The following is an 18927-nucleotide window of genomic DNA, read 5'->3' as shown; positions in this document are numbered from 1 at the left end:
GTTTCCTTAGTGCTTTGCCTTGCTGCGCAGACTTATTGCGCGGACTTATTGCGTTTCGTACCAGCGTTGCGAGCGATTGACGACGGCGACCACAAGGAGCATGACGGGCACTTCGATCAACACGCCGACGACCGTGGCGAGTGCTGCCCCGGACTGAAAGCCGAAGAGACTGATCGCCGTGGCAACGGCCAGTTCGAAGAAATTGCTCGCGCCGATCAACGCGGACGGACCGGCGACACAGTGCGCCACGCCCAGCTTGCGGTTGAGCCAGTACGCCAACCCGGAATTGAGCAGCACCTGCACGAGAATCGGGACCGCCAGCAGAAGGATGATCAGCGGCTGCCGGACGATGGCGTTGCCCTGAAAGCCAAACAACAGCACGAGTGTGGCGAGCAGTGCCGTGATCGAGTACGGCCCCAAGGCACTGACGACGCGTTGATAAGTCGCTTCTCCACGGGCAAGCAGCGCCTTTCGCAGGATCTGAGCGATCACCACGGGGATGACGATGTAGAGGCCGACCGAGATCATCAAGGTGTCCCACGGGACGGTGATCGACGACAGCCCGAGGAGCAGCGCCACCACCGGGGCGAAGGCGACGATCATGATCGCGTCGTTAAGCGCCACCTGCGACAGCGTGAAGTACGGATCGCCTTTGCAAAGCTGCGCCCACACGAAGACCATGGCGGTGCAGGGCGCGGCGGCGAGCAAGATGAGACCCGCGATGTAACTGTCGATCTGATCGGACGGCAGCCACGCGGCAAACAGATGGCGTATGAAGATCCAGCCCAGAAGCGCCATCGAGAACGGTTTGACGAACCAGTTCACAAACAGCGTGACGCCGATGCCCCGCCAATGGCCGGTCACTTGCCCCATCGCGCTGAAGTCGATCTTGATCAGCATCGGGATGATCATCACCCAGATGAGCACGCCCACGGGCAGATTCACCTGTGCAACTTCCATCGCGCCGACCGCGTGGAAAAGACCCGGCAGCCATTGCCCCAGTAGAATGCCGACGACGATACACATCGCGACCCAAGCCGTCAGATAGCGCTCGAAGAAACCGATGGCATTGGACGCGGCTGCCGAGGCTGGCGATGCGGGTGTTGGCGTGGTGTTCATGATTTCGGCTTCATCGGGACGGTGCACGCCGAATCGGGCAGGCACGGGACGCCGCCGCAGCAGTTTTCCGTGAGATAGCCGAGCAGGCCGTTCATGGTCTCGAAGCGCGCCATGTAGATGATGGAGCGGCCGTCTTGGCGGCTCGCGAGCAGCTCGGCGCGGTGCAGTTCCTTGAGATGGAACGACAGCGACGACGCTGGCATGTCCATCAACTCGGCGATGCGGCCCGCAGGCAAACCGTCAGGTCCGGCCTGCACCAGCAGCCGGAACACCGTTAGACGGACGGAGTGAGCAAGCGCAGCCAGCGCTTCGAGGGCGTTATTCGTTTCCATGTTTCGAATATAGTCGAAACATGGAAATATATCAACAACGGCACCTCAGTGAGCTGCCACCGGACCACTCGCAGCGTTCTTGTCGGGTTTCGTGAACCAGATCAGGGGAATGATCAGCATGAAGATCACGCCGGAGATCCAGAAAATATCGTCCAGTCCCAGCATGACCGCCTGAAGATTCAGGCTGTTCTCGATGGACGCCAGCGCCTGCGCGTACGAGAACCCGTTCACGGTCTGCAAAGTGTTGATGGTGGACTGAACCGATGGACTGCCGACCACGATCTGCTCGGTGAGACGCGCATGGTGGAGGATGGTGCGGTCGCTCCATGCCGTGGCCGTCAGCGAGGTGCTCATCGCCCCGCAGAATGTGCGGACAAAGTTCGACAGACCAGCCGCCGCAGGGATCTTCTCCGGGGGCAATCCGGACAGCAAAATCGCGGTCAACGGGACGAAGAAGAGTGCGGTCGGAATGCCCTGCAATAACGTGGGAAGTACCAGCGAGCGCATGTCGATGCCCGTAGTGAATTGCGCGCGCATGAAAAACACACCGGCAAAGCCCACGAAGGCCAGTGTGGCGAGTATGCGCAGGTCGGTTTTCGGGATGATGCGTCCGAGCATGGGTGTGAGCAGGACGGCGAAGATCCCGAGCGGCGCGGTGGCGAGACCCGCTTGCAGGGCGGGATAGCCGAGGTATTGCTGCATCCATTGCGGCAACACGACGAGATTCGCGAAAAAGATGCCGTACGCCACGGAAATCGCCACCGTGCCAGCGAGGAAGTTGCGGCCTTTGAACAGCCGCAAATCGACAATTGGATGGGCGTCGGTAAATTCCCAGATGATGAAGAAGGCGAAGCCGATCACGGCGACCAGTCCCAGCACCACGACGGTCGTCGAGTGGAACCAGTCGAGATCCTTGCCTTTGTCGAGCATGATCTGCAACGCGGCGACCCACATCACCAGCAACGACAGGCCGACCACGTCAATCGGCAGCTTGCGGCGCTCGGACTCGCGATCGCGGTAGATGATCCACGTCGCGGCAGCGGCAAACAGGCCGACAGGGATGTTGATATAGAAGATCCAGGACCATGAATAGTTGTCGGTCATCCACCCGCCGAGGGCTGGGCCGGCAATGGGGCCGACGGTAGCGGTCATGGCCCAGAGCGCCAGCGCCGTCGAGCTTTTCTGCTTGGGATAAGAGCCAAGCAGGATCGCTTGCGAGAGCGGTGTCATCGGGCCGGCGACGGCCCCTTGCAGTACGCGCGCGGCAAGCAATGTGGGCAGGTTCGGCGCAATGCCGCACAGCCACGACGACAAGACGAAAAGCAGAATCGAGATCACGAATAGCCGCACTTGCCCGACGCGCTGCGTCAGCCAGCCGGTCAGCGGAATCGACACGGCGTTGGCCGCTGCGAACAGCGTGATGACCCAGGTGCCTTCGTCGACTGAGACCCCGAGATTTCCCGAGATGGTTGGAATGGCCACGTTGGCGATCGAAGAATCCAGCACGTTCATGAACGTTGCCAGCGCCACCGCGAAACTGGCGAGGGCCAGTTTGCCGCCTTTGAGGGGTGGCAGTTCGACAGGCTTGCGCGGTGCCGGCGCAGGAGCTGAAGGGGAGCTTATTGTCTTATCAATGTCTGACATGTCAGATAAATTCCGAAAAAAACGCGTGGGTCAGTCGCCCACGAATTTTTTGAGCAAGTTGAGAAACTGCTTGAACTCTTCGGCGGAGAAGTCCTTCAGCCGGTGATTCAGGACGTGCGGTGCAATGTCGGGAATCTGTTCGTCGACCTGTTTGCCGGCAGGGGTCAGTGCCAGTTTGACGACGCGGCGGTCATCGGTACTGCGATGGCGGGAGATCAGACCTTTGGCTTCGAGCTTGTCGAGCATCCGCGTGGTCGAGCCGGAATCCATCCCGAGCATCTTGCTCATTTCAAGCGGGGTGGTGATCTCGCCGACCCCGAGTGTGCGCAAGATGCCCATCTGCGGCCCGGTGATGTCGAGCGGCTTCAGTGCCTGATCCATTTCTGCCGCCAACAGGTTGCGGGCCTTGCTCAGGTAGAAGCCGACGCTCTGCGTCAGTTGGAAGTTGTTGCGGTCGTAATGATTCACGCCAGACCCGGACTCGGATTTTAATTGCCTGAACAGTATTTGATAAGTCAGGTAATGTCAAGCGTCCCTTAATCGATGTGTGGATACTCTCGACTCTGGAGAGTTGCAACTGCAATTGTAGGGTGGCATGATCTTGTCGGTTGCAATTGCAATCGTTAAAAAAGTAAAAGAGGACTGATCCGATGACAATCCAGCTCTATGGTTTTTGGCGATCGAATGCGGCGTTCCGCGTTCGGGTGGCGCTTGCGCTCAAGAACCTGCCATTCGAAGAAATTGAAGTCGACATTTTGTCGGGGCGTCAGTTTGACGCCGAGTACGCGGCGGTCAACGCGGAGCACGTGGTGCCCACGTTGGTCCACGACGGGCATCGTGTGTTTCAGTCGCTGGCGATCATGGAGTACCTCGACGAGGCGTACCCCGAGCCGCGATTGCTGCCGGAAGATTTGAAGGAACGGGCCTATGCGCGGGCACTGGCATCCGTGTCGATTGCGGACTCGCATCCGTTGACCGTGCCACGTGTTCGCAAGCATCTCGGGCAGGCGTTTGGCGCTGACGGCGCGGCCATTGAGGCGTGGTGCCGGCACTGGGTTAGGGAAGGGCTGGCAACGTACGAGCGGCTATTGAGTCAACGTCCCGCTGAACCGTTTGCACTGGGCGCCGCGCCGACGCTCGCGGATATCGGCATCGCCAGTCAGATCGCGCTGGCCCATGTGTACGACATGGACCTCATCGCGTTTCCGAAGGTCGCCGCATTAGGGAAGCGGTGTTTCAAGCTGCCGGCGTTTGCGCAGGCGCATCCGTTCGAGCAAGCGGGGTATCGGCGTCGAGGGAGTTGAGGGCAGGGTGTGTGGCTATGCCGGTTGCGCCACTGCGGCCGTCGCCGGTGCGGTGGAGAAACGCTCGCGCAGTTCTTCCAGACCGAGCGATGCCAGCACTTCTTCGAGGCGTTCGGCGGGACGGCGGCGCGGCAGGTTCTTGTATTGCGCGATGATCAGTTCGTTCTTCATCGAGTGTTCCCAGCCGACCAATTCGGTGACCGTGACGTGGTAGCCATGGGCTTCCAGTTGCAGGCAGCGCAGCACATTGGTGATCTGGCTGCCGAATTCGCGCGTATGCAGCGGGTGGCGCCAGATTTCGGTGAGTGCGTTGCCGGCTAGTTGCTTGCCTTTGTGCTTGCGCAGCACGCCGGCGACTTCGGCCTGACAGCACGGCACGAGCACGATGTGGCGTGCCTGTTTGGCCAGCGCGAAACGGATGGCGTCGTCGGTGGCCGTATTGCAGGCGTGCAGCGCGGTAACGACGTCGATGGTCGACGGCAGCGCGGGTGACGTGATCGAATCGGCGACTGACAGGTTGAGGAACGACATTCCCGAGAAGCCCAGCCGTGCGGCCAGGGCTTGCGAGGTCGTGACGAGTTCCTCACGGGTTTCGATGCCGTAGATGTGCGAGTCGTCGGCGAGTGCTTTGAAGAACAGATCGTAGAGGATGAAGCCGAGGTACGACTTGCCCGCACCGTGGTCGGCCAGCGTCACGCGGCCTTTTTCGGTTTTGACTTCTTGCAGCAGTGGTTCGATGAACTGGAACAGGTGGTAGACCTGCTTGAGCTTGCGCCGGCTGTCCTGATTCATCTTGCCGTCACGCGTCAGGATATGGAGTTCCTTGAGCAGCTCGATAGACTGACCGGGGCGGATTTCGTGGGTATTCGACATGTGCGGACTAAGTAAGCTGCGGGACGTGAGGCGTCCTGGAAACCGACAGTTTACCGAAATTAGTGCGGGGGCCTGTGTGATCTAACCGAACGGGCTCAGATTCTACCGTTCAAGCACACACTCAACATTCGCATAATGTACATTATGTTAAATCGTGTTTTCGAGGAGGATTCCGTTTAGAAATCTTCCCGGAGGCACCGATCTCTTCCCGTGTCAAGAGTCGGCGTATAGATCGGCCGGATCGCGGCGGCGAGCGATGCGCGGTCTTTCCAGATCGTGTACGCCAATAACAAGTTTTCATATCGAATCGTTAAAGACAATGGCGTCGCTTGCCGATATCCATGTACCTCGTCAGTCAGATCCATGGACTCGCTCCCCATTGGATGGTTATGATTACTGGATTTTCTCGTATCAATATCATGGACTCCGATATATGGAACAAGAATCGGCAACTACATCAAGCCACGCGACATGAATAAATCGGTCAGACGCATTGTCACGTTGTCAGTATCAGCCAGCATTCTTAGCGCATGTTCGGCACTCGAACCGACTCGTCATATCCTCACGCAGAATCCCACATATGATCCGGCCGCATCGGCGCGGCTCCGGGTGCAGGGCTCCAATGCCGGGGGGCTCGTTGCATTGCGTTTCGGGCAAGCTTGCTACCGCCCCGCGTACGACGACGACGGGAAGACGGTTTTCGGGCAAGGTCGCGGCTTTCTGACCGCGTACAAGTATTCGGCAACGAGCGTGCTGATCGGCATGCCGGAGAGCCCCCGAAAGTGGATGCGTGCCGATGGACTCCAGTTCAAGGACTACATCGTGGAATATGTCGTCCCGGCAGACGCCCCCACAGTCGTGCTGCTCAGTAGCAATCGGGCCATCAACTACGGCGGCTCAAGGCAGGCCCAGACGTGCACGCCACCCCCCACCCGGTTCACGCCGCAACCCGGCAAGGACTATGAGGCATTCGAAGAGGGCGGCGGCGGGAGGTGCTGGATCGAAATCCGCGAAATCGATGCCCGCGGTCACGACATTCCTGTCGTTGCAAGTCGAGCTCCCGATTGCACCCCCAGCAAGGTGGTGGAAGCGGTCAAGACCGGGCCGGATGCGGAGCGCTAATCCCCCTTTTACCTTTCAGAGATTTTCGATGAGCAAACATTTGCTGATGCTTCTGTGCTGTGTCGCCGCCCCCGCAATGGCCTCGGTCAAGTGCGAGACGCAGAACCTCAACGGTCATAGCACCAATATCTGCGTGAATTCAGGTAAGTTCTCGCACGATTACTACACGCTCGTCGTGGACAAGAACGTTCTGTTCACGCTTCCTGACGATTATGTTGAAGACATTGTCCTGACCCACCGTGTCCCAGAGGACGCGGCCATTGAATTCCCGGCTTCGGCCAGCCGTGCTGCCGGGACAGTCGTTCGCATCAGTGGTGGTTGCGTGCCTGTCAGCGAAAAGAGGCCCGCCGGCGGGAAAATGATCGGCGTAGAAGTCGCTCGGGTCTGTTCGTTCAAATGGGGGGATGTCGATGTGCTGAAGGACGCGCGACTGAGCTTTGAATAACGCTCTCTGGCGTAACAGGGTTTAGAACAGATACCGCCCGCCGCCGTTGAACAACCAGCCTCGTATTCTCGCGCTGCCCACGTCTTTTGACCAGGACACGCGAGCGTACATGGCCATGCGCTCCGGCATCGTCGCATTTGCGCCCAGAGAAAAGCGCAAGGCGTCTCCGAGCTTTCCGCTTGTGAAATCCACGTCGCCTACGGTGACCTGCGTTCCGTCGGAAAAGGCATGCAGGTAATCCACGGCAGCATACGGCGTCACTCTCCCTCCTCCCTCCTCCCTCCTCGAACGCTCGTGTGAGACGCATGCCGCTTCGGTCAACCCATTGATTCTGGCTGCCAATGTTGACGGTGAACCCGTCGGCGTCCACCTGATTCTTGAGGCTCACGTGTTCGACATATCAACCCTGCGCGTTCTGATGGGTCGCGTCGCTTGAACTGGTTGCCGCCGAACTGGATGGCACTGTAGTCGATGTCGGCGTTATAGCCGTACTGAAGAAACGAGCGGTTGCTGCTCCGCCATAGCTAAACGGCGAATCGGAAGCGTTGCCATACCGACACCCAATCCACGCACGCCAAAGAAACGTTCGAATCCAGCGGGAATATTGATTTTCCTTATGCAAAATCTGAACTGTCAGTAATAGTTATTCAAATAGTTATTCCAATAATGATCTTGGAGAATTTTTGAAATCAACTCGAAATGACGCTGATGAAAAGCCGAAAGATCAGGGCTTTCATCTCCGTTGAAGTCGAAAAATTCCGGGAAAATTATGATGAGTATTGATAATTTTTATTATCAGATTACCTATCCTTGCGGATCGATTGTTGGCATATGGAGCGGGCGAAATTTTTCAGTTTTTGTGTCTTTCAATTAAAATATTCATTATCCCTAATGAATTTTATTGCGCCTCTATTTGGCTGTATGGTATTTAATGTGTCGAAGATAGTGCTGATATGAAGTTGTTATTTTTTGTGGAATTTCGTGGGTAAGTGGCGCTCGTTGCCAGAAGCGATCAATAGCGCTCCAGGGCCGTTATAGAGGCGGGCCAGTTCCAGAGGGAGATGTTGCTCATGCGAGAAGAATCGATCCCGGACGACTCACTGCTTCGATCTATTTTTTCTCTTACCTCCCGGCGTTGGCTGTGGTCCGTAGGAACCGTCAGCGCATTGGTGCCGGGTGCCGTGGCGAACGTTGCGGCACAGTCAGTGGTCGGCCCAGGTACGGTGCCGGGTTTCACGGTGTCGTCTGGTACCACGTCAGTGATCGGCAGCACCACCGTCGCGGGGAGCGGCACCGCCATTTTCGTGACCGGTGGTGCACTCGTCATGGACCCCAATGCTGGCGCGTCACCCGGCGCGATCTCTGCCAGCGCTACGGCGTTCAACGCGTTTGCCATCTATGCGACAGGGGGAACCATGTCGCTGCTGAGCGGGCCGGGGGGCATCACGCTGAAGACGTCCGGCAACGCGTCTGCCGCCCTATGGACACAGAACACCGGCGTCAACTTCGTTTCACAGGGCGGGCTTACGATCACGACGTCTGGCGGCAACGGCACCGTCAACGGGCTGTCGGTGGGTTCGTTTGGCGCGGTGGCCAGTCACAACAGCTCCATTTCGCTGACCGGCGCTTCCATCACGACAACAGGCCCGGGCGCTGCCGCCGCCTATGCCTACGGCAGCACGATGACGCTGACCAACGTCACCATGCAGACCTCCGGGAACGCCGCCGTCGATGCGAGTGGTACCTATGGCGCCTATGGCGGGATCTCGGCGGTGCTCAATAACATTCGTGGCTCGTTGACCGTCAACGGCGGCTCGATTACCACCGCAGGCAACACCGCGTACGGCCTGTTCGCACTCCAAGGGGACATTACGGCAACCGGCACGTCGGTGACGACCAACGGCACCAGCGCTTACGCCGTGTTCGGCCGCAATGCGAGTGTTATCTCCGGTACAAATCTCACGGTGCTGGCAACGGGGAGCGGCGGCTATGGGGCCTATGCGGCAACCGGGTCGACAATCGATCTGTCGGGAGGATCAGTCACAACAACCGGCGCATCGGGCTACGGCCTGCTCAGTTACGGCGCAGGGTCTCGCCTCAATGCCACCAACGTTACGACGAGCACGCAGAATAGTTCTGCACCGGGTGCCACGGCATGGGGAACGACGGCAACGGATGATGTTCGTCTGGCCCTCGCAGGTGGCTCCGTGACGACCGACGGACAAGGCTCACACGGTCTGTACGTGCGAGGCAATCTGGCGCAGATGTCGGTGGATGGAACGTCCGTCACGACATCGGGCGCGTCGACCTTCGCCGCCCGTGTCATCAATGGCTCGCTGAGCACCAACAATTCGTCGATCGTTGCGAACGGCACGAATGCAACGGCGCTCGGGATCAGCAGTGACGCCGGGGTAACTGCCAACGTCTCGTTGACTGGCGGCACACTGCACTCGGCGCAATCGGATGCCATCGCTGTCAACGGCGGTACGGCAAACATCACGATCAACGGGACAACAGTGTCGGGTGCACCTAACTGGTTGCATACCATCGGCGCTGCTTCCGTGGCCGCTGACCCGCTCCTCGGGCCAGACGCCGTGACGACGGTTTCAAGTGATAACGCCGCAGTTCCCGCCAGTGTCGGCGTCAATGTGACTGGTGGCGTTGGTATCACGCCCACAGCGGGACTCACCAGCGTGGCTACCGTGGTGGCGAATGGCGCAACGCTCACCGGCACCGCAACCACCGATGCCGACACGACGACAACGGTCACGTTAGCGCAGAATTCGGTATGGAATATGACGGGAAATTCCACACTCACGTCGTTGACGAACGACGCGAGCCGAGTCCTGTTCACCGCCCCGTCGGCAGGCGCATACAAGACGCTGACGGTGACGAATTATGCCGGTGTCAACGGACTGATTGGCCTCAACACCTATCTCGGCAGCGATGGAGCGCCTTCCGACAAATTGGTGATCGATGGCGGCAGTGCGACAGGCACCACGCGCTTGAGCATTGCAAACACTGGCGGCCCGGGAGCGTTGACAGTGTCCAACGGCATTCTGGTGGTGGATGCGATCAATGGCGGTACCACGCAGGCGTCGGCATTCTCGCTGGCGTCGCGCGTGGTGGCAGGGCCGTATGAATACCGGTTGTACCGTGGCGCTCAAGGGAGCGGCTCGGTTGATAGTTGGTACCTGCGCTCGGAGCAGCAACCTGAGCCACCGGCGCCGCCCGACCCGGACCCGCCGCCGGACCCGAGCCCTCCTCCTTCGCCGCGCCCGCTGTACCGGCCCGAGGTCGCTTCGTATCTCGCCAATCAACGAGTGGCGATGCAGATGTTCGTGCATACGCTGCATGACCGGCTCGGGGAACCGCAGTATGTCGAAGGCCAGGGTTTTCGAAGCGCTGACGGGTCTTCGGATGCGGCACGTTCTGCGTGGCTGCGTGTTGTGGGCCAGCGTGAAAGATCGACGAGTCAGTCCGGAGACTTCGATGTTCGTACCAACTCGGTGTTGCTCAATCTAGGTGGTGATATTGCGAAGTGGTCGTTATTCACCGACACGGATCGCGTTCATCTGGGCATGATGGGCAGTTACGGCAGTGCGACCACCGACGCCACAGCTGCGGGCAATCCGGCGACATCTCGGGGCAAGGTAAACGGCTGGCTCATGGGGCTTTATGGCACGTGGTACCAAAACGACGCCAACAAGCTTGGCCTGTACGTCGACACGTGGTTCCAGTACGGCTGGTTCAACAGCAAGGTCGAAGGAGATACGCTGCCCGACGTGTCGTACAACGCACATGGATGGGCAGTATCAGGTGAAGCGGGGTATGCGATACCGATTCGCGCCGGGTGGATTATCGAGCCGCAGGCGCAGATTATTAACGTCAGTTATAGCGAAAGCGGGCTAACCGAAGTTAACGGTACGGCGGTCACCGCGGCGAGCCGCAGCAGTGTAATTACGCGTTTGGGCGCGCGCTTCTATCGCACGTTCGTTCGCGACGATGACCGCAAGGTGCAGCCATTCATCGGCTTTAACTGGTGGCATAACAACAACGGCTCTGGTATTGCGTTCGACGGCATCGAAATGGGCAATCTTTATCCGCTCAATCGTTATGAAGTGAAGCTTGGTGTGAACGCCGATCTCGGCAAGCGATGGACCGGGTGGACAAATGTATCAGGCGCATGGGGGTCACAAAACTACTCCCAATACGCCCTACGCGCCGGGTTCAAATATACGTGGTGAGGTGCACGTGCAGAAGAGAACGCTTAACGCCGTGACCGTGTAGGTTGGCGCCATTGCCTTTCCCGTTAAATCAAATCGCGATACTGCGCCGACAGTGCTTGGCAGCCGGGGACGCCGTCACGCCACATGCACGCCGTCAACGCGTCCTCGAATTCCTCGGTACCCTCTTCAAACCTGTCGTACACCGCGTCGTTCGACAGGTTTTCTCTCAGAACCTGAAGTGCAGCATCCACCGCCTGTCGTGCACGCTGAGGAAGTTGGGGCTGCAACTGCGTCAACGCGCCGATTTCGGTTTGTACTTGTTCATCGGTCTTCTTGGGCATGGTGATTTCTCCTGTGTGACCCACCGGTCTGGTGCGAACGCTATCCGTGCGCATTAACCTCTCAAGGGACGCATATTAAGATAGCTTCGCACGCCAGCTCAAGCGTCGGCACAGTGATGCCACTTTGCCGGCGAGCCCTGCTCGCCGGCCCGGACAGATCAGTCTGCTCCGACCCCTCAGCCATTGAGTGCGATCAAGCCGATACGGCCTTCCCCTCCTGCCGGCCGCTATTCGGCCCAACACCCGGACGCACTTGCAGCATGGCAAACACCCCCACAGCCGTCGCCACGGCGGTCGCGACAAACATCGACGAGTAGCCGTACTTCGCCGACAAAATGCCGGCCAGCGTCGGGGCGAGCACGGCAGCGATGTTCGCGATGAAGTGCATCAACCCGCTGAACGTCCCCACGCGCGTCGGTGCCGTGTCGATCACCACCGCCCAATACACCGAGTTCGGCAGTGCGTTGAGGGCGTTGCCCAGCGTCATCAGCGCAATCACTGCCCACACGCTCGTCGCCTGCGAAACCATCAGGAAGCACAACGTCGTACACGTCAGTGCCGCCGCCGCGAACCAGCTGCGTGCGATGACCAGCTTGCCCGTCTTGCGATACAGCCAGTCGGAAATGCGGCCGCCGAGCAGCACCGTCACGCATGCGCCCGTCCACGGGATCATGCCGATGTACCAAAGCGACGACAGCGTGAAGTGAAACTCGTCGGCGAGGTATTTCGGCGTCCAGGTGAGCAGCATGAAGTTCACATAGACGAACGCGAAGTAGCCGATCGAATTGAACACCAGCGTTTTGCTCTTGAAGAAGCTCCACCACGGCATGTCATCGGCGGCTGCGGCAGCCGACGGACTCTGCGCCGGACGCCCTGCCCGAATCAGCGCCGCTTCGGCAGCATTCACGCGCGGATTGTCTTCCGGGTGGTTCGTATAAACACGCGCGAACAAGGCAATCAGCACGAAACCCGCCAAGCCGAGCACGACGTACATCGTTCGCCAGCTATCGGTGAGCAGCAGCAGACCGACAGCGACCGGTGCCGTCAGCAGCGCGCCGAGCGGCGTACTCAGCAGCCCGATGGACACCGCGAAACCACGCTCCGACGGTGACGCCCACGCTGCCATCGTTTTGTTGATGATCGAGTACGCCGGTCCCTCAGCGAAGCCGAACAGCACGCGGATCGCCGCGAAGCCGGTCAGCGCCGAGCCGCCGAAGATGGCGAGCCCAAGGTCGCCCGCCCAGATCATGGCAATGGCAAACACCGACCACGCAATGCCCGCGATCACCCATACCGTCTTGGCGCCAACGCGATCGGCGAGTGCCCCGCCGAACAGCGCACCGAACATATAGCCGTAGCCAAAATATCCAAGGACGGCGCCCCACCCTGCCCGATCAAACCCGTATTCCGACGTGATTTGCGCCGCCGAGTACGAAATCGCCCCGCGGTCGATGTAGTTCACGAGGGCGATCACCACGATCAGCGCAAATATCGCGAACCGATATCGCGTCGCTGCGACGGGGGGATGCCCTGCTGTTGTTGGTTCCATGACGTCTCCTAGGTGTTGATTTCTCTGCGAAGCGCCCGATGCTCTTCGCAAACGATTGTCGATTATATATAATGCACAATGCACTTCAACTGAAATCAATAAACTCTCCACCTTGCCTACCCAATCCACCGAATCCACCATGCCCAACTCGCTTCCCGTGGTCGCCGTCGCCTCCCTTGGCGGCACGATCAGCATGACGCCGTCAGACGCTGCCGGCGGCGTCGTTCCTACGCTCGACGCTGCGCAGTTGACTCGTTCCGTGCCCGGGTTGTCCGATGTGGCGACCATCAAGGCGGCATCGCTTCGCCAACTGCCGAGCGCGTCGCTGGGTTATGGCGACCTGATGGCCGCCCTCACCTGGGCTGAGCAGCAGATCGCCGACGGCGCCACCGGCGTCGTGCTCACGCAGGGCACCGATACGCTTGAGGAAACCGCTTTCCTGCTGGATTTGTTCTGGAAGTTGCCCGAACCGCTGATCGTGACTGGCGCGATGCGTGCGCCTCAGGCCGCCGGCGCGGACGGTCCTGCGAATCTTTTGGCGGCCGTGAGTACTGCGGTGCATCCCGACAGCGTGGGCCGCGGCGTACTCGTGCTGATGAACGACACCGCGCACTACGCGCGTTGGGTCAGCAAGGGCGACGCGCTGGCGGTGCAGGCATTCGTCTCGCTCGACGGAGGCGTCGCGGCACGTATCGTTGAAGGGCGTCCGATGTTTTTCCACGCCAAGCCGGTTCGTCCGCAACCGTTGCCGCGCCCGGTGCGTGATTGGCCCAAGGTCGCACTCGTGACGGCAGCGTTGGGTGACGATGGCGAACTGGCGGAAATGGCGGTCAACGGCGGCTGCGAGGCCGTTGTGATCGCGGCGCTGGGTGCCGGCCATGTCTCATTCGACTTCGCCGAGCGCATCGGCCGTCTGGCAGCGAAAGTGCCGGTGGTGATCGCCAGCCGTGCGGCAAGCGGGTCGACGGCATCGAAAACTTACGGCTATGTCGGTGCGGAAATCGATCTTGCCCGGCGCGGCGCGCATCTGTCCGGCTGGCTGTCTGCGCTCAAGGCGCGTTTGTTGGTCGTGGCGCTAATTGCCTCGGGCGTTGCACCCGGAGCGCTCGGAGAAGCGCTGGCAAATTGGAGTAAACTCACGCGTCAATAATCTTCACATGGCACCCCTTTGAAAAGCATGTCCTCCGCATCTGCCAGCGCGTCCGGCTCGTCTGGCCGTCGTCGACTCACGGCATATCAATATGCCATCGAGACACTACGCACCGAGATTCTGCAAGGCAAGTTGAAGGCAGGAGACCGCCTTCGGCAGGACGATCTCGCGCGCCGTCTCGAGATGTCGACGACGCCCGTGCGTGAGGCGCTGCGCACGCTCGTCTCCGAGGGGCTGGTGTTTTTCGACGTTCACCGCGGTGCCGTGGTGCGCGGTCTGACGATCGACGATGTGAACGAGTTGTACCGACTGCGTAAAACACTCGAACCGATGATGGCCGAGCAAGCGATGGCCACGCTTCGGGAAGACGATATCGCGCAGGCAGAGGCGTTGCACCTTGAGATGGTTGCGACGTCGGACGTCGTCAAATGGACCGAGTTGAATCAGGCGTTTCACGCGGCGCTCTGGGCGTCACAAGACGAGTCGCGTCTGGCCCACCTGATCAAGACCTTGCGTGACGCCTCCGGGCCCTACATTGCGCTGTCGTTGTACATGCGTCCCGTGCACGTCGACGTGAGTAATCAGGAGCATCAGAAGATGCTCGACGAGTACCGGGCGCGCGATATTACGGCTTGCAGGCGTCACACGGTGGATCACCTGGACGCCACGCTGCACATCATCATCAAAGCCATCGAGCAGACCGAGGCTGAAGCCGCGGCCCCGAATTAACGCTGGGGTCAATTCCCCACGTCACGACGCCCTTGTTCCTCGACAGTCAGCACGGCTTCCGGTGCGACTTCCAGTCGCGCCTTGGGAATCGGGTCACCGCTTTCGTCGGAGAAACCGTAGGTGCCGTCGGCGATCTTCTGCAACGCGCGTTCGATATCGCCGATACGGTTGTTGTTCACGTTGCGCAGGTTCTGGTTGACCTCGTCTTGTGCCAGCGTCTGCGCATCGTCTTCGAATTCGTGGGCTTCGTCGCCGTGCTCCGACTGCAACGACGCCTCGTCGGCGATCGTATTCTCTTCGCCGCCAAGCAATTGCCGCCGCATGGCTTCCAGACGTTTGCGTTGCTGTTCGATGAAGGCGGGGTCTAGCGTCGATGACGGCTGGGACATGGTGTTCTCCTATCGTCTGATTCAGCGTTGCGGGGCATGGGAGTGCCGGTCTCGGCGACAAACCGAACACTGGCGATGACCGGAAGTGACATCACACCTTATGCCCTGAACATCGACGCGGTCAAGGCAGCCTGAGCTGCCCTGCCCTCGCCCGCTCCTTCCCTACTTCGCCGGCAAATACCGCTGAAAATCGCTATCGAGCGACGCAAGCGACCGGTCGATGGTCTGGCGATGGGTATCGATCCACTTGCCGTCGGCATCGAGCTCACGATCGGTGCGTGCCAGCATGCGTTTCATTTCCGCAGGCTGAGGGCCCCCGGACGTCGCGCGATGCATGACGATTGCCGTCGGATCAAGCGTTGCGCGGAATTGCGCTTCGCTCATCGGAAGCTCGCCGCCGTTCACCTGCATTTCCGTCAGCGTCTGCTTGAAGATGCGTTGCGCTTCGGCGTAGGGGAAGTTGCTCGGACGAAGGTCGTTGGCCTTTGCGTAGTCGACGATCTCCGAGGCAAAGTGATGTCCCACGCGGAACGGCAGGCCGTGCTCGCGCATCAGCACGTCGGCAATTTCCTGCGACGCCGTCCAGTCGCTGTCGAGTTCTTCTAGCGCACGCTTCGGGTCGATCACCAGCGCGTTGAGCACGCGATCCCAGCGCTTGAGCAGCGCGGTCGTCCGATCCAGCACCGCCATGTTTTCGTCGATATGCTTCGCATCGTTCATGCCCGGCGGGATGTTATGCGCGGCGATTGCGCGCCCCACGCCGAGCGTCACGACCATCGACGCTGCGGTGCGCGTGTCGTTGAGCAGACCCGGATTGCGCTTTTGCGGCATGGCGCTCGAGACGTAGGTATTGCCGCCCCCTTCACGCAGCAAAATCCACGGCCGCGGTTGCGCGTACTGCACCATGACGTCCTGCACGAAGGCCGACGTATGCAGCGCGATACTCGTCGCAAGCGCGCCGATCTCGACCGGCAAGTCCGTTGCCGCAATCTGCGACGCGTCGTAGGCGTTATCGACCTTGTCGGCAAAGCCGAGCGAATGCGCCATCTTGTCGCGATCGAGCGGCCAGCTCGTGCCATTGAGCACGGTCGTGCCCATCGGCGACAGGTCGACGCGTGCGTACAACTCGTGCAAGCGCTGCGAATCGCGCTGAAGGCCCGCGACGTGCCCCAGCAGATAGTGGCCGTAGCTGTTCGGTTGCGCCGCTACACCATTGGTGTAGTTCGGCACGATGGTCGTTTCGTACTGTTGGGCAAGCCGGCGCAGCGTTGCCGTGGTGGTGCGCAACTGCGCGGCGAGGACGAGCAACCGGTCGCGGTACATCGCGGCACGCACCGTCGCCAGCATGTCCTGACTGGAGCGACCCGCGTGCAACAGCGTGGCTTCGACACCGGCAGCCTTGATCAGCAACGGCTCGAACGTGATGACCAGATCGGGACGCGCACCGCCGGGTTGATCCCCCGCGCGAAGCACCGTATCGAGCCCACTGGCGATGTGCGGTGCGAGCTTCGCATCCAGCAAGCCTTGACGGGTATTGATGACCAGCGAAGCCTTGTTGATTTCTCCCAGCCAGAAGAAAGCGTCGCGTTGCGGCGCAATGGCTGTGGCCGCTGTGGTCGTCGCGGCGTCGGTTGTGTTTTGCGCCATAGCGGGCGCGGCAAGCATCGTGATAAGGCTCAGTCCCAACCCGGCAATTCTTCTCTTGTGCACCGCATGTCTCCTGATCGTCGAGGCGTCCGAGGGGGATCGGCGCCAGCGCTATTGTAGAGAAATGGCGGACGGAACAAAAACGGCGCAACGCCCATGGTTGGGGCGTTGCGCCGTGCAAAACAGCGTGTCAATGACTGATCATCCAAGGCCTGCCAGCAGGCCGTTTGAGTCCGCCCGATGCGTCCTGACTGGCCCCCGCCAACGCCACCTTGCCGCCGGAACAACAACTGCATCCCGCCCGGTGGCGTCTCGCGGACCCATCGCCCGACTGACGTGGCGCATGCGCCGCGCGCTCATTCGTTGCGTGCGCGCTGCGGCTTGCACCGCCCATCAAGGCCAGCGACGGCGCTGAAATTACCCGCGCCCCCTCGCCGCCACATTCCGGGCAATGACATGGTGCGTCGCGATCCGTGATCCGTCGCATCACCGCAAACGGCCCGCAACGCCCGCATTCGAAGTCGTATATCGGCATGGTTTCCTCCGTTCGACGCGATGCGTCAGGACTTCACGAGATCGGGCGAACACGGCATATCCACGCCGCCCTTCACATGCCGCACCGGCCCGTCCGCGTTCGGGCGGATATCAAAGTCGAAGATCTGCGTCGGCAGCCACAGCGTCGCGCAGGCATTCGGAATGTCCACCACGCCGCTGATATGCCCCTGCACCGGCGCGCAGCCAAGGATGGAGTACGCCTGCGAGCCCGAATATCCAAACTTTTTCAGATACTCGATGGCATTCAGACACGCCTGACGATAGGCCACCGTCACGTCCAGATAGTGCTGGCCGCCCTGCTCGTCCACCGAGATGCCTTCGAAAATCAGGTAGTCGTTGTACGACGGCGTCATCGGGCTGGGCTGGAACACCGGGTTGCGAATGCCGTACTTGGCCATACCGCCCTTAATGATGTTCACGCGCATGTGAACCCAGCCGGCCATTTCGATGGCGCCGCAGAACGTGATTTCGCCGTCACCCTGACTGAAATGGAGATCGCCGACGGAGAGGCCCGCGCCATCGACATACACCGGGAAGAACACCTTCGAGCCGCGCGACAAATCCTTGATGTCGCAGTTGCCGCCATGCTCACGCGGCGGCACGGTCCGTGCGCCCGTCGCAGCTGCCTTCTCGCGCGCAGCGCCGGACAATTTCCCCATATGGGCTGTCGCGGCAAACGGCGGATTTGCCAGCGGCGGGACACGCTCGGGCGCGGTTGCAATCAGCCCGGTTTCGCGTTCGTTCCACGTCTCCAGCAGCTTCGGGGCCGGCAGACACCCGATCAGCCCCGGGTGAATCAGCCCGGCAAAGTTGACGCCCGGAATATGGCGCGAACTCGTGTACAGACCGTGGAAATCCCAGATGGATTTTTGCGCGTGCGGAAAGTGATCGGTCAGGAAGCCGCCACCGTTCGTCTTTGAGAAGAAGCCATTGAAGCCCCACTGACTGTCGGCCTTCGCGCCGATGTCCAGCAGATCGACCACAAGCAGATCGCCCGGCTCCGCGCCGTGCACACCCACGGGGCCCGACAGGAAATGCACGATCGACAGGTCGATGTCGCGCACATCATCCGCACTGTCGTCGTTCTTGATGAAGCCGCCCGTCCAGTCGTACGTCTCCAGAATGAAATCGTCGCCGGGCTTCACCCAACACGCCATCGGAATGTCGGGATGCCAACGGTTATGCACCTGCTCGTTTTCGTACGCGGACTGCTTCAGGTCGACCTTGATGAGAGTTTCTGCCATTGCGCTCGCTCCTGGTGTCAAAGCCAGTGTTGAAACACCGGCGTTCTGATAGGCGCCTTGCGGCACCGGATTTACACAGAGAGGTATTCGATGACGTACTGAAACATCAAAAGCATAGATATTGCGGACTCCATTAGATCACAACATAAAACGCCAATTTGAAACCGGTGCGTTTGGCGCATTCATGGAGTGCATGGCGCGGCATTTACCCGCTTTGACTCGAACATGAGAATGATTGTCGTTTGCATTAGCGAC

The 18927-nt window shown here is 60.1% G+C and carries 18 protein-coding genes; 6 read left to right on the top strand and 12 right to left on the bottom strand.

What is annotated here, in order from left to right:
- Positions 1 to 45: 45 nt before the first annotated feature.
- From arsB to CDV46_RS25875, 4 genes are read right to left on the bottom strand one after another with little or no spacing between them, the layout of a single operon-like run.
- Positions 46 to 1119: an ACR3 family arsenite efflux transporter gene (arsB, locus tag CDV46_RS25890; RefSeq protein WP_087725912.1), complete on the bottom strand. Its 1074-nt coding sequence runs from the start codon at positions 1117 to 1119 to the stop codon at positions 46 to 48.
- Complete coding sequence (locus CDV46_RS25885) at positions 1116 to 1451, bottom strand: ArsR/SmtB family transcription factor (protein ID WP_087688936.1); 336 nt, start codon at positions 1449 to 1451, stop codon at positions 1116 to 1118. Before CDV46_RS25885 ends, arsB begins: the two co-directional genes overlap by 4 nt.
- Positions 1452 to 1496: 45 nt before the next feature.
- Positions 1497 to 3095, bottom strand: coding sequence for a DHA2 family efflux MFS transporter permease subunit (locus tag CDV46_RS25880; RefSeq protein ID WP_087725910.1), 1599 nt, complete (start codon positions 3093 to 3095; stop codon positions 1497 to 1499).
- A 30-nt stretch (positions 3096 to 3125) separates the two neighbouring features.
- Positions 3126 to 3563, bottom strand: coding sequence for a MarR family winged helix-turn-helix transcriptional regulator (locus CDV46_RS25875; protein WP_254916228.1), 438 nt, complete (start codon positions 3561 to 3563; stop codon positions 3126 to 3128).
- A 182-nt stretch (positions 3564 to 3745) separates the two neighbouring features.
- Between CDV46_RS25875 and maiA the strand changes: the two genes are divergently transcribed.
- Positions 3746 to 4399, top strand: a complete 654-nt coding sequence (gene maiA / locus CDV46_RS25870; RefSeq protein ID WP_087725908.1) for a maleylacetoacetate isomerase — start codon at positions 3746 to 3748, stop codon at positions 4397 to 4399.
- A 15-nt stretch (positions 4400 to 4414) separates the two neighbouring features.
- Here the strand turns inward: maiA and CDV46_RS25865 are convergent, their stop codons facing one another.
- A complete protein-coding gene (locus CDV46_RS25865; protein WP_087725906.1) occupies positions 4415 to 5272 on the bottom strand; it encodes a class I SAM-dependent methyltransferase in 858 nt (285 codons plus the stop codon).
- 471 nt (positions 5273 to 5743) lie between these two features.
- Here CDV46_RS25865 and CDV46_RS25855 point away from each other — a divergent pair, with 471 nt between their 5' ends.
- Together CDV46_RS25855 and CDV46_RS25850 are read left to right on the top strand one after the other, a co-directional pair.
- Positions 5744 to 6394: a hypothetical protein gene (locus CDV46_RS25855; protein ID WP_140413486.1), complete on the top strand. Its 651-nt coding sequence runs from the start codon at positions 5744 to 5746 to the stop codon at positions 6392 to 6394.
- Positions 6395 to 6422: 28 nt separating this feature from the next.
- Positions 6423 to 6839, top strand: a complete 417-nt coding sequence (locus tag CDV46_RS25850) for a hypothetical protein (protein ID WP_249277438.1) — start codon at positions 6423 to 6425, stop codon at positions 6837 to 6839.
- Positions 6840 to 6860: 21 nt separating this feature from the next.
- Here the strand turns inward: CDV46_RS25850 and CDV46_RS25845 are convergent, their stop codons facing one another.
- Positions 6861 to 7160: an autotransporter outer membrane beta-barrel domain-containing protein gene (locus CDV46_RS25845; RefSeq protein WP_254916227.1), complete on the bottom strand. Its 300-nt coding sequence runs from the start codon at positions 7158 to 7160 to the stop codon at positions 6861 to 6863.
- Between the two features lie 917 nt (positions 7161 to 8077).
- On the opposite strand from CDV46_RS25845, the gene CDV46_RS25840 reads away from it, so the two are divergent.
- Positions 8078 to 11086, top strand: a complete 3009-nt coding sequence (locus CDV46_RS25840) for an autotransporter family protein (protein WP_254916226.1) — start codon at positions 8078 to 8080, stop codon at positions 11084 to 11086.
- Positions 11087 to 11151: 65 nt separating this feature from the next.
- On the opposite strand, the gene CDV46_RS25835 is transcribed toward CDV46_RS25840, so the two are convergent.
- Positions 11152 to 11409, bottom strand: a complete 258-nt coding sequence (locus CDV46_RS25835; RefSeq protein ID WP_087725898.1) for a hypothetical protein — start codon at positions 11407 to 11409, stop codon at positions 11152 to 11154.
- A gap of 193 nt (positions 11410 to 11602) precedes the next feature.
- Positions 11603 to 12958, bottom strand: coding sequence for an MFS transporter (locus CDV46_RS25830; protein WP_087725896.1), 1356 nt, complete (start codon positions 12956 to 12958; stop codon positions 11603 to 11605).
- Between the two features lie 139 nt (positions 12959 to 13097).
- Between CDV46_RS25830 and CDV46_RS25825 the strand changes: the two genes are divergently transcribed.
- Both CDV46_RS25825 and CDV46_RS25820 read left to right on the top strand, forming a co-directional pair.
- Entirely contained in the window at positions 13098 to 14108 is a 1011-nt protein-coding gene (locus CDV46_RS25825) for an asparaginase (protein WP_087725894.1), read from the top strand.
- Between the two features lie 27 nt (positions 14109 to 14135).
- On the top strand, positions 14136 to 14837 hold the full coding sequence (locus tag CDV46_RS25820; protein ID WP_087725892.1) for a GntR family transcriptional regulator: 702 nt from the start codon (positions 14136 to 14138) through the stop codon (positions 14835 to 14837).
- 8 nt (positions 14838 to 14845) lie between these two features.
- Here CDV46_RS25820 and CDV46_RS25815 read toward each other — a convergent pair whose 3' ends face one another.
- The 4 genes from CDV46_RS25815 to fmdA all read right to left on the bottom strand — a co-directional run bounded on the left by CDV46_RS25815 (position 14846) and on the right by fmdA (position 18672).
- On the bottom strand, positions 14846 to 15226 hold the full coding sequence (locus CDV46_RS25815) for a TraR/DksA family transcriptional regulator (protein WP_087687474.1): 381 nt from the start codon (positions 15224 to 15226) through the stop codon (positions 14846 to 14848).
- 162 nt (positions 15227 to 15388) lie between these two features.
- Positions 15389 to 16891, bottom strand: a complete 1503-nt coding sequence (locus tag CDV46_RS25810; protein ID WP_087726105.1) for a lyase family protein — start codon at positions 16889 to 16891, stop codon at positions 15389 to 15391.
- A gap of 172 nt (positions 16892 to 17063) precedes the next feature.
- Positions 17064 to 17408 carry an FmdB family zinc ribbon protein gene (locus CDV46_RS25805; protein ID WP_087725891.1) on the bottom strand — a complete coding sequence of 115 codons (345 nt, stop codon included), beginning with the start codon at positions 17406 to 17408 and terminating at the stop codon, positions 17064 to 17066.
- A gap of 25 nt (positions 17409 to 17433) precedes the next feature.
- Positions 17434 to 18672 (bottom strand): formamidase, encoded by a 1239-nt coding sequence (fmdA, locus tag CDV46_RS25800; protein ID WP_087725889.1) that lies wholly within the window; start codon positions 18670 to 18672, stop codon positions 17434 to 17436.
- Positions 18673 to 18927: the final 255 nt, after the last annotated feature.

The organism is Pandoraea sp. PE-S2T-3, from assembly GCF_002179965.1.
Taxonomy (GTDB): domain Bacteria; phylum Pseudomonadota; class Gammaproteobacteria; order Burkholderiales; family Burkholderiaceae; genus Pandoraea.
Note: the sequence above shows the minus strand (reverse complement) of the source record. Positions and strands in the feature narration are given on the sequence as shown.

Excerpts from the sequence above, each read along its gene's own strand:
- arsB (WP_087725912.1), bottom strand. The coding sequence starts at position 1,119 with ATGAACACCACGCCAACACCCGCATCGCCAGCCTCGGCAGCCGCGTCC.
- CDV46_RS25885 (WP_087688936.1), bottom strand. The coding sequence starts at position 1,451 with ATGGAAACGAATAACGCCCTCGAAGCGCTGGCTGCGCTTGCTCACTCC.
- CDV46_RS25880 (WP_087725910.1), bottom strand. The coding sequence starts at position 3,095 with ATGTCAGACATTGATAAGACAATAAGCTCCCCTTCAGCTCCTGCGCCG.
- maiA (WP_087725908.1), top strand. The coding sequence starts at position 3,746 with ATGACAATCCAGCTCTATGGTTTTTGGCGATCGAATGCGGCGTTCCGC.
- CDV46_RS25865 (WP_087725906.1), bottom strand. The coding sequence starts at position 5,272 with ATGTCGAATACCCACGAAATCCGCCCCGGTCAGTCTATCGAGCTGCTC.
- CDV46_RS25855 (WP_140413486.1), top strand. The coding sequence starts at position 5,744 with ATGAATAAATCGGTCAGACGCATTGTCACGTTGTCAGTATCAGCCAGC.
- CDV46_RS25850 (WP_249277438.1), top strand. The coding sequence starts at position 6,423 with ATGAGCAAACATTTGCTGATGCTTCTGTGCTGTGTCGCCGCCCCCGCA.
- CDV46_RS25835 (WP_087725898.1), bottom strand. The coding sequence starts at position 11,409 with ATGCCCAAGAAGACCGATGAACAAGTACAAACCGAAATCGGCGCGTTG.
- CDV46_RS25830 (WP_087725896.1), bottom strand. The coding sequence starts at position 12,958 with ATGGAACCAACAACAGCAGGGCATCCCCCCGTCGCAGCGACGCGATAT.
- CDV46_RS25825 (WP_087725894.1), top strand. The coding sequence starts at position 13,098 with ATGCCCAACTCGCTTCCCGTGGTCGCCGTCGCCTCCCTTGGCGGCACG.
- CDV46_RS25820 (WP_087725892.1), top strand. The coding sequence starts at position 14,136 with ATGTCCTCCGCATCTGCCAGCGCGTCCGGCTCGTCTGGCCGTCGTCGA.
- CDV46_RS25815 (WP_087687474.1), bottom strand. The coding sequence starts at position 15,226 with ATGTCCCAGCCGTCATCGACGCTAGACCCCGCCTTCATCGAACAGCAA.
- CDV46_RS25810 (WP_087726105.1), bottom strand. The coding sequence starts at position 16,891 with ATGCTTGCCGCGCCCGCTATGGCGCAAAACACAACCGACGCCGCGACG.
- CDV46_RS25805 (WP_087725891.1), bottom strand. The coding sequence starts at position 17,408 with ATGCCGATATACGACTTCGAATGCGGGCGTTGCGGGCCGTTTGCGGTG.
- fmdA (WP_087725889.1), bottom strand. The coding sequence starts at position 18,672 with ATGGCAGAAACTCTCATCAAGGTCGACCTGAAGCAGTCCGCGTACGAA.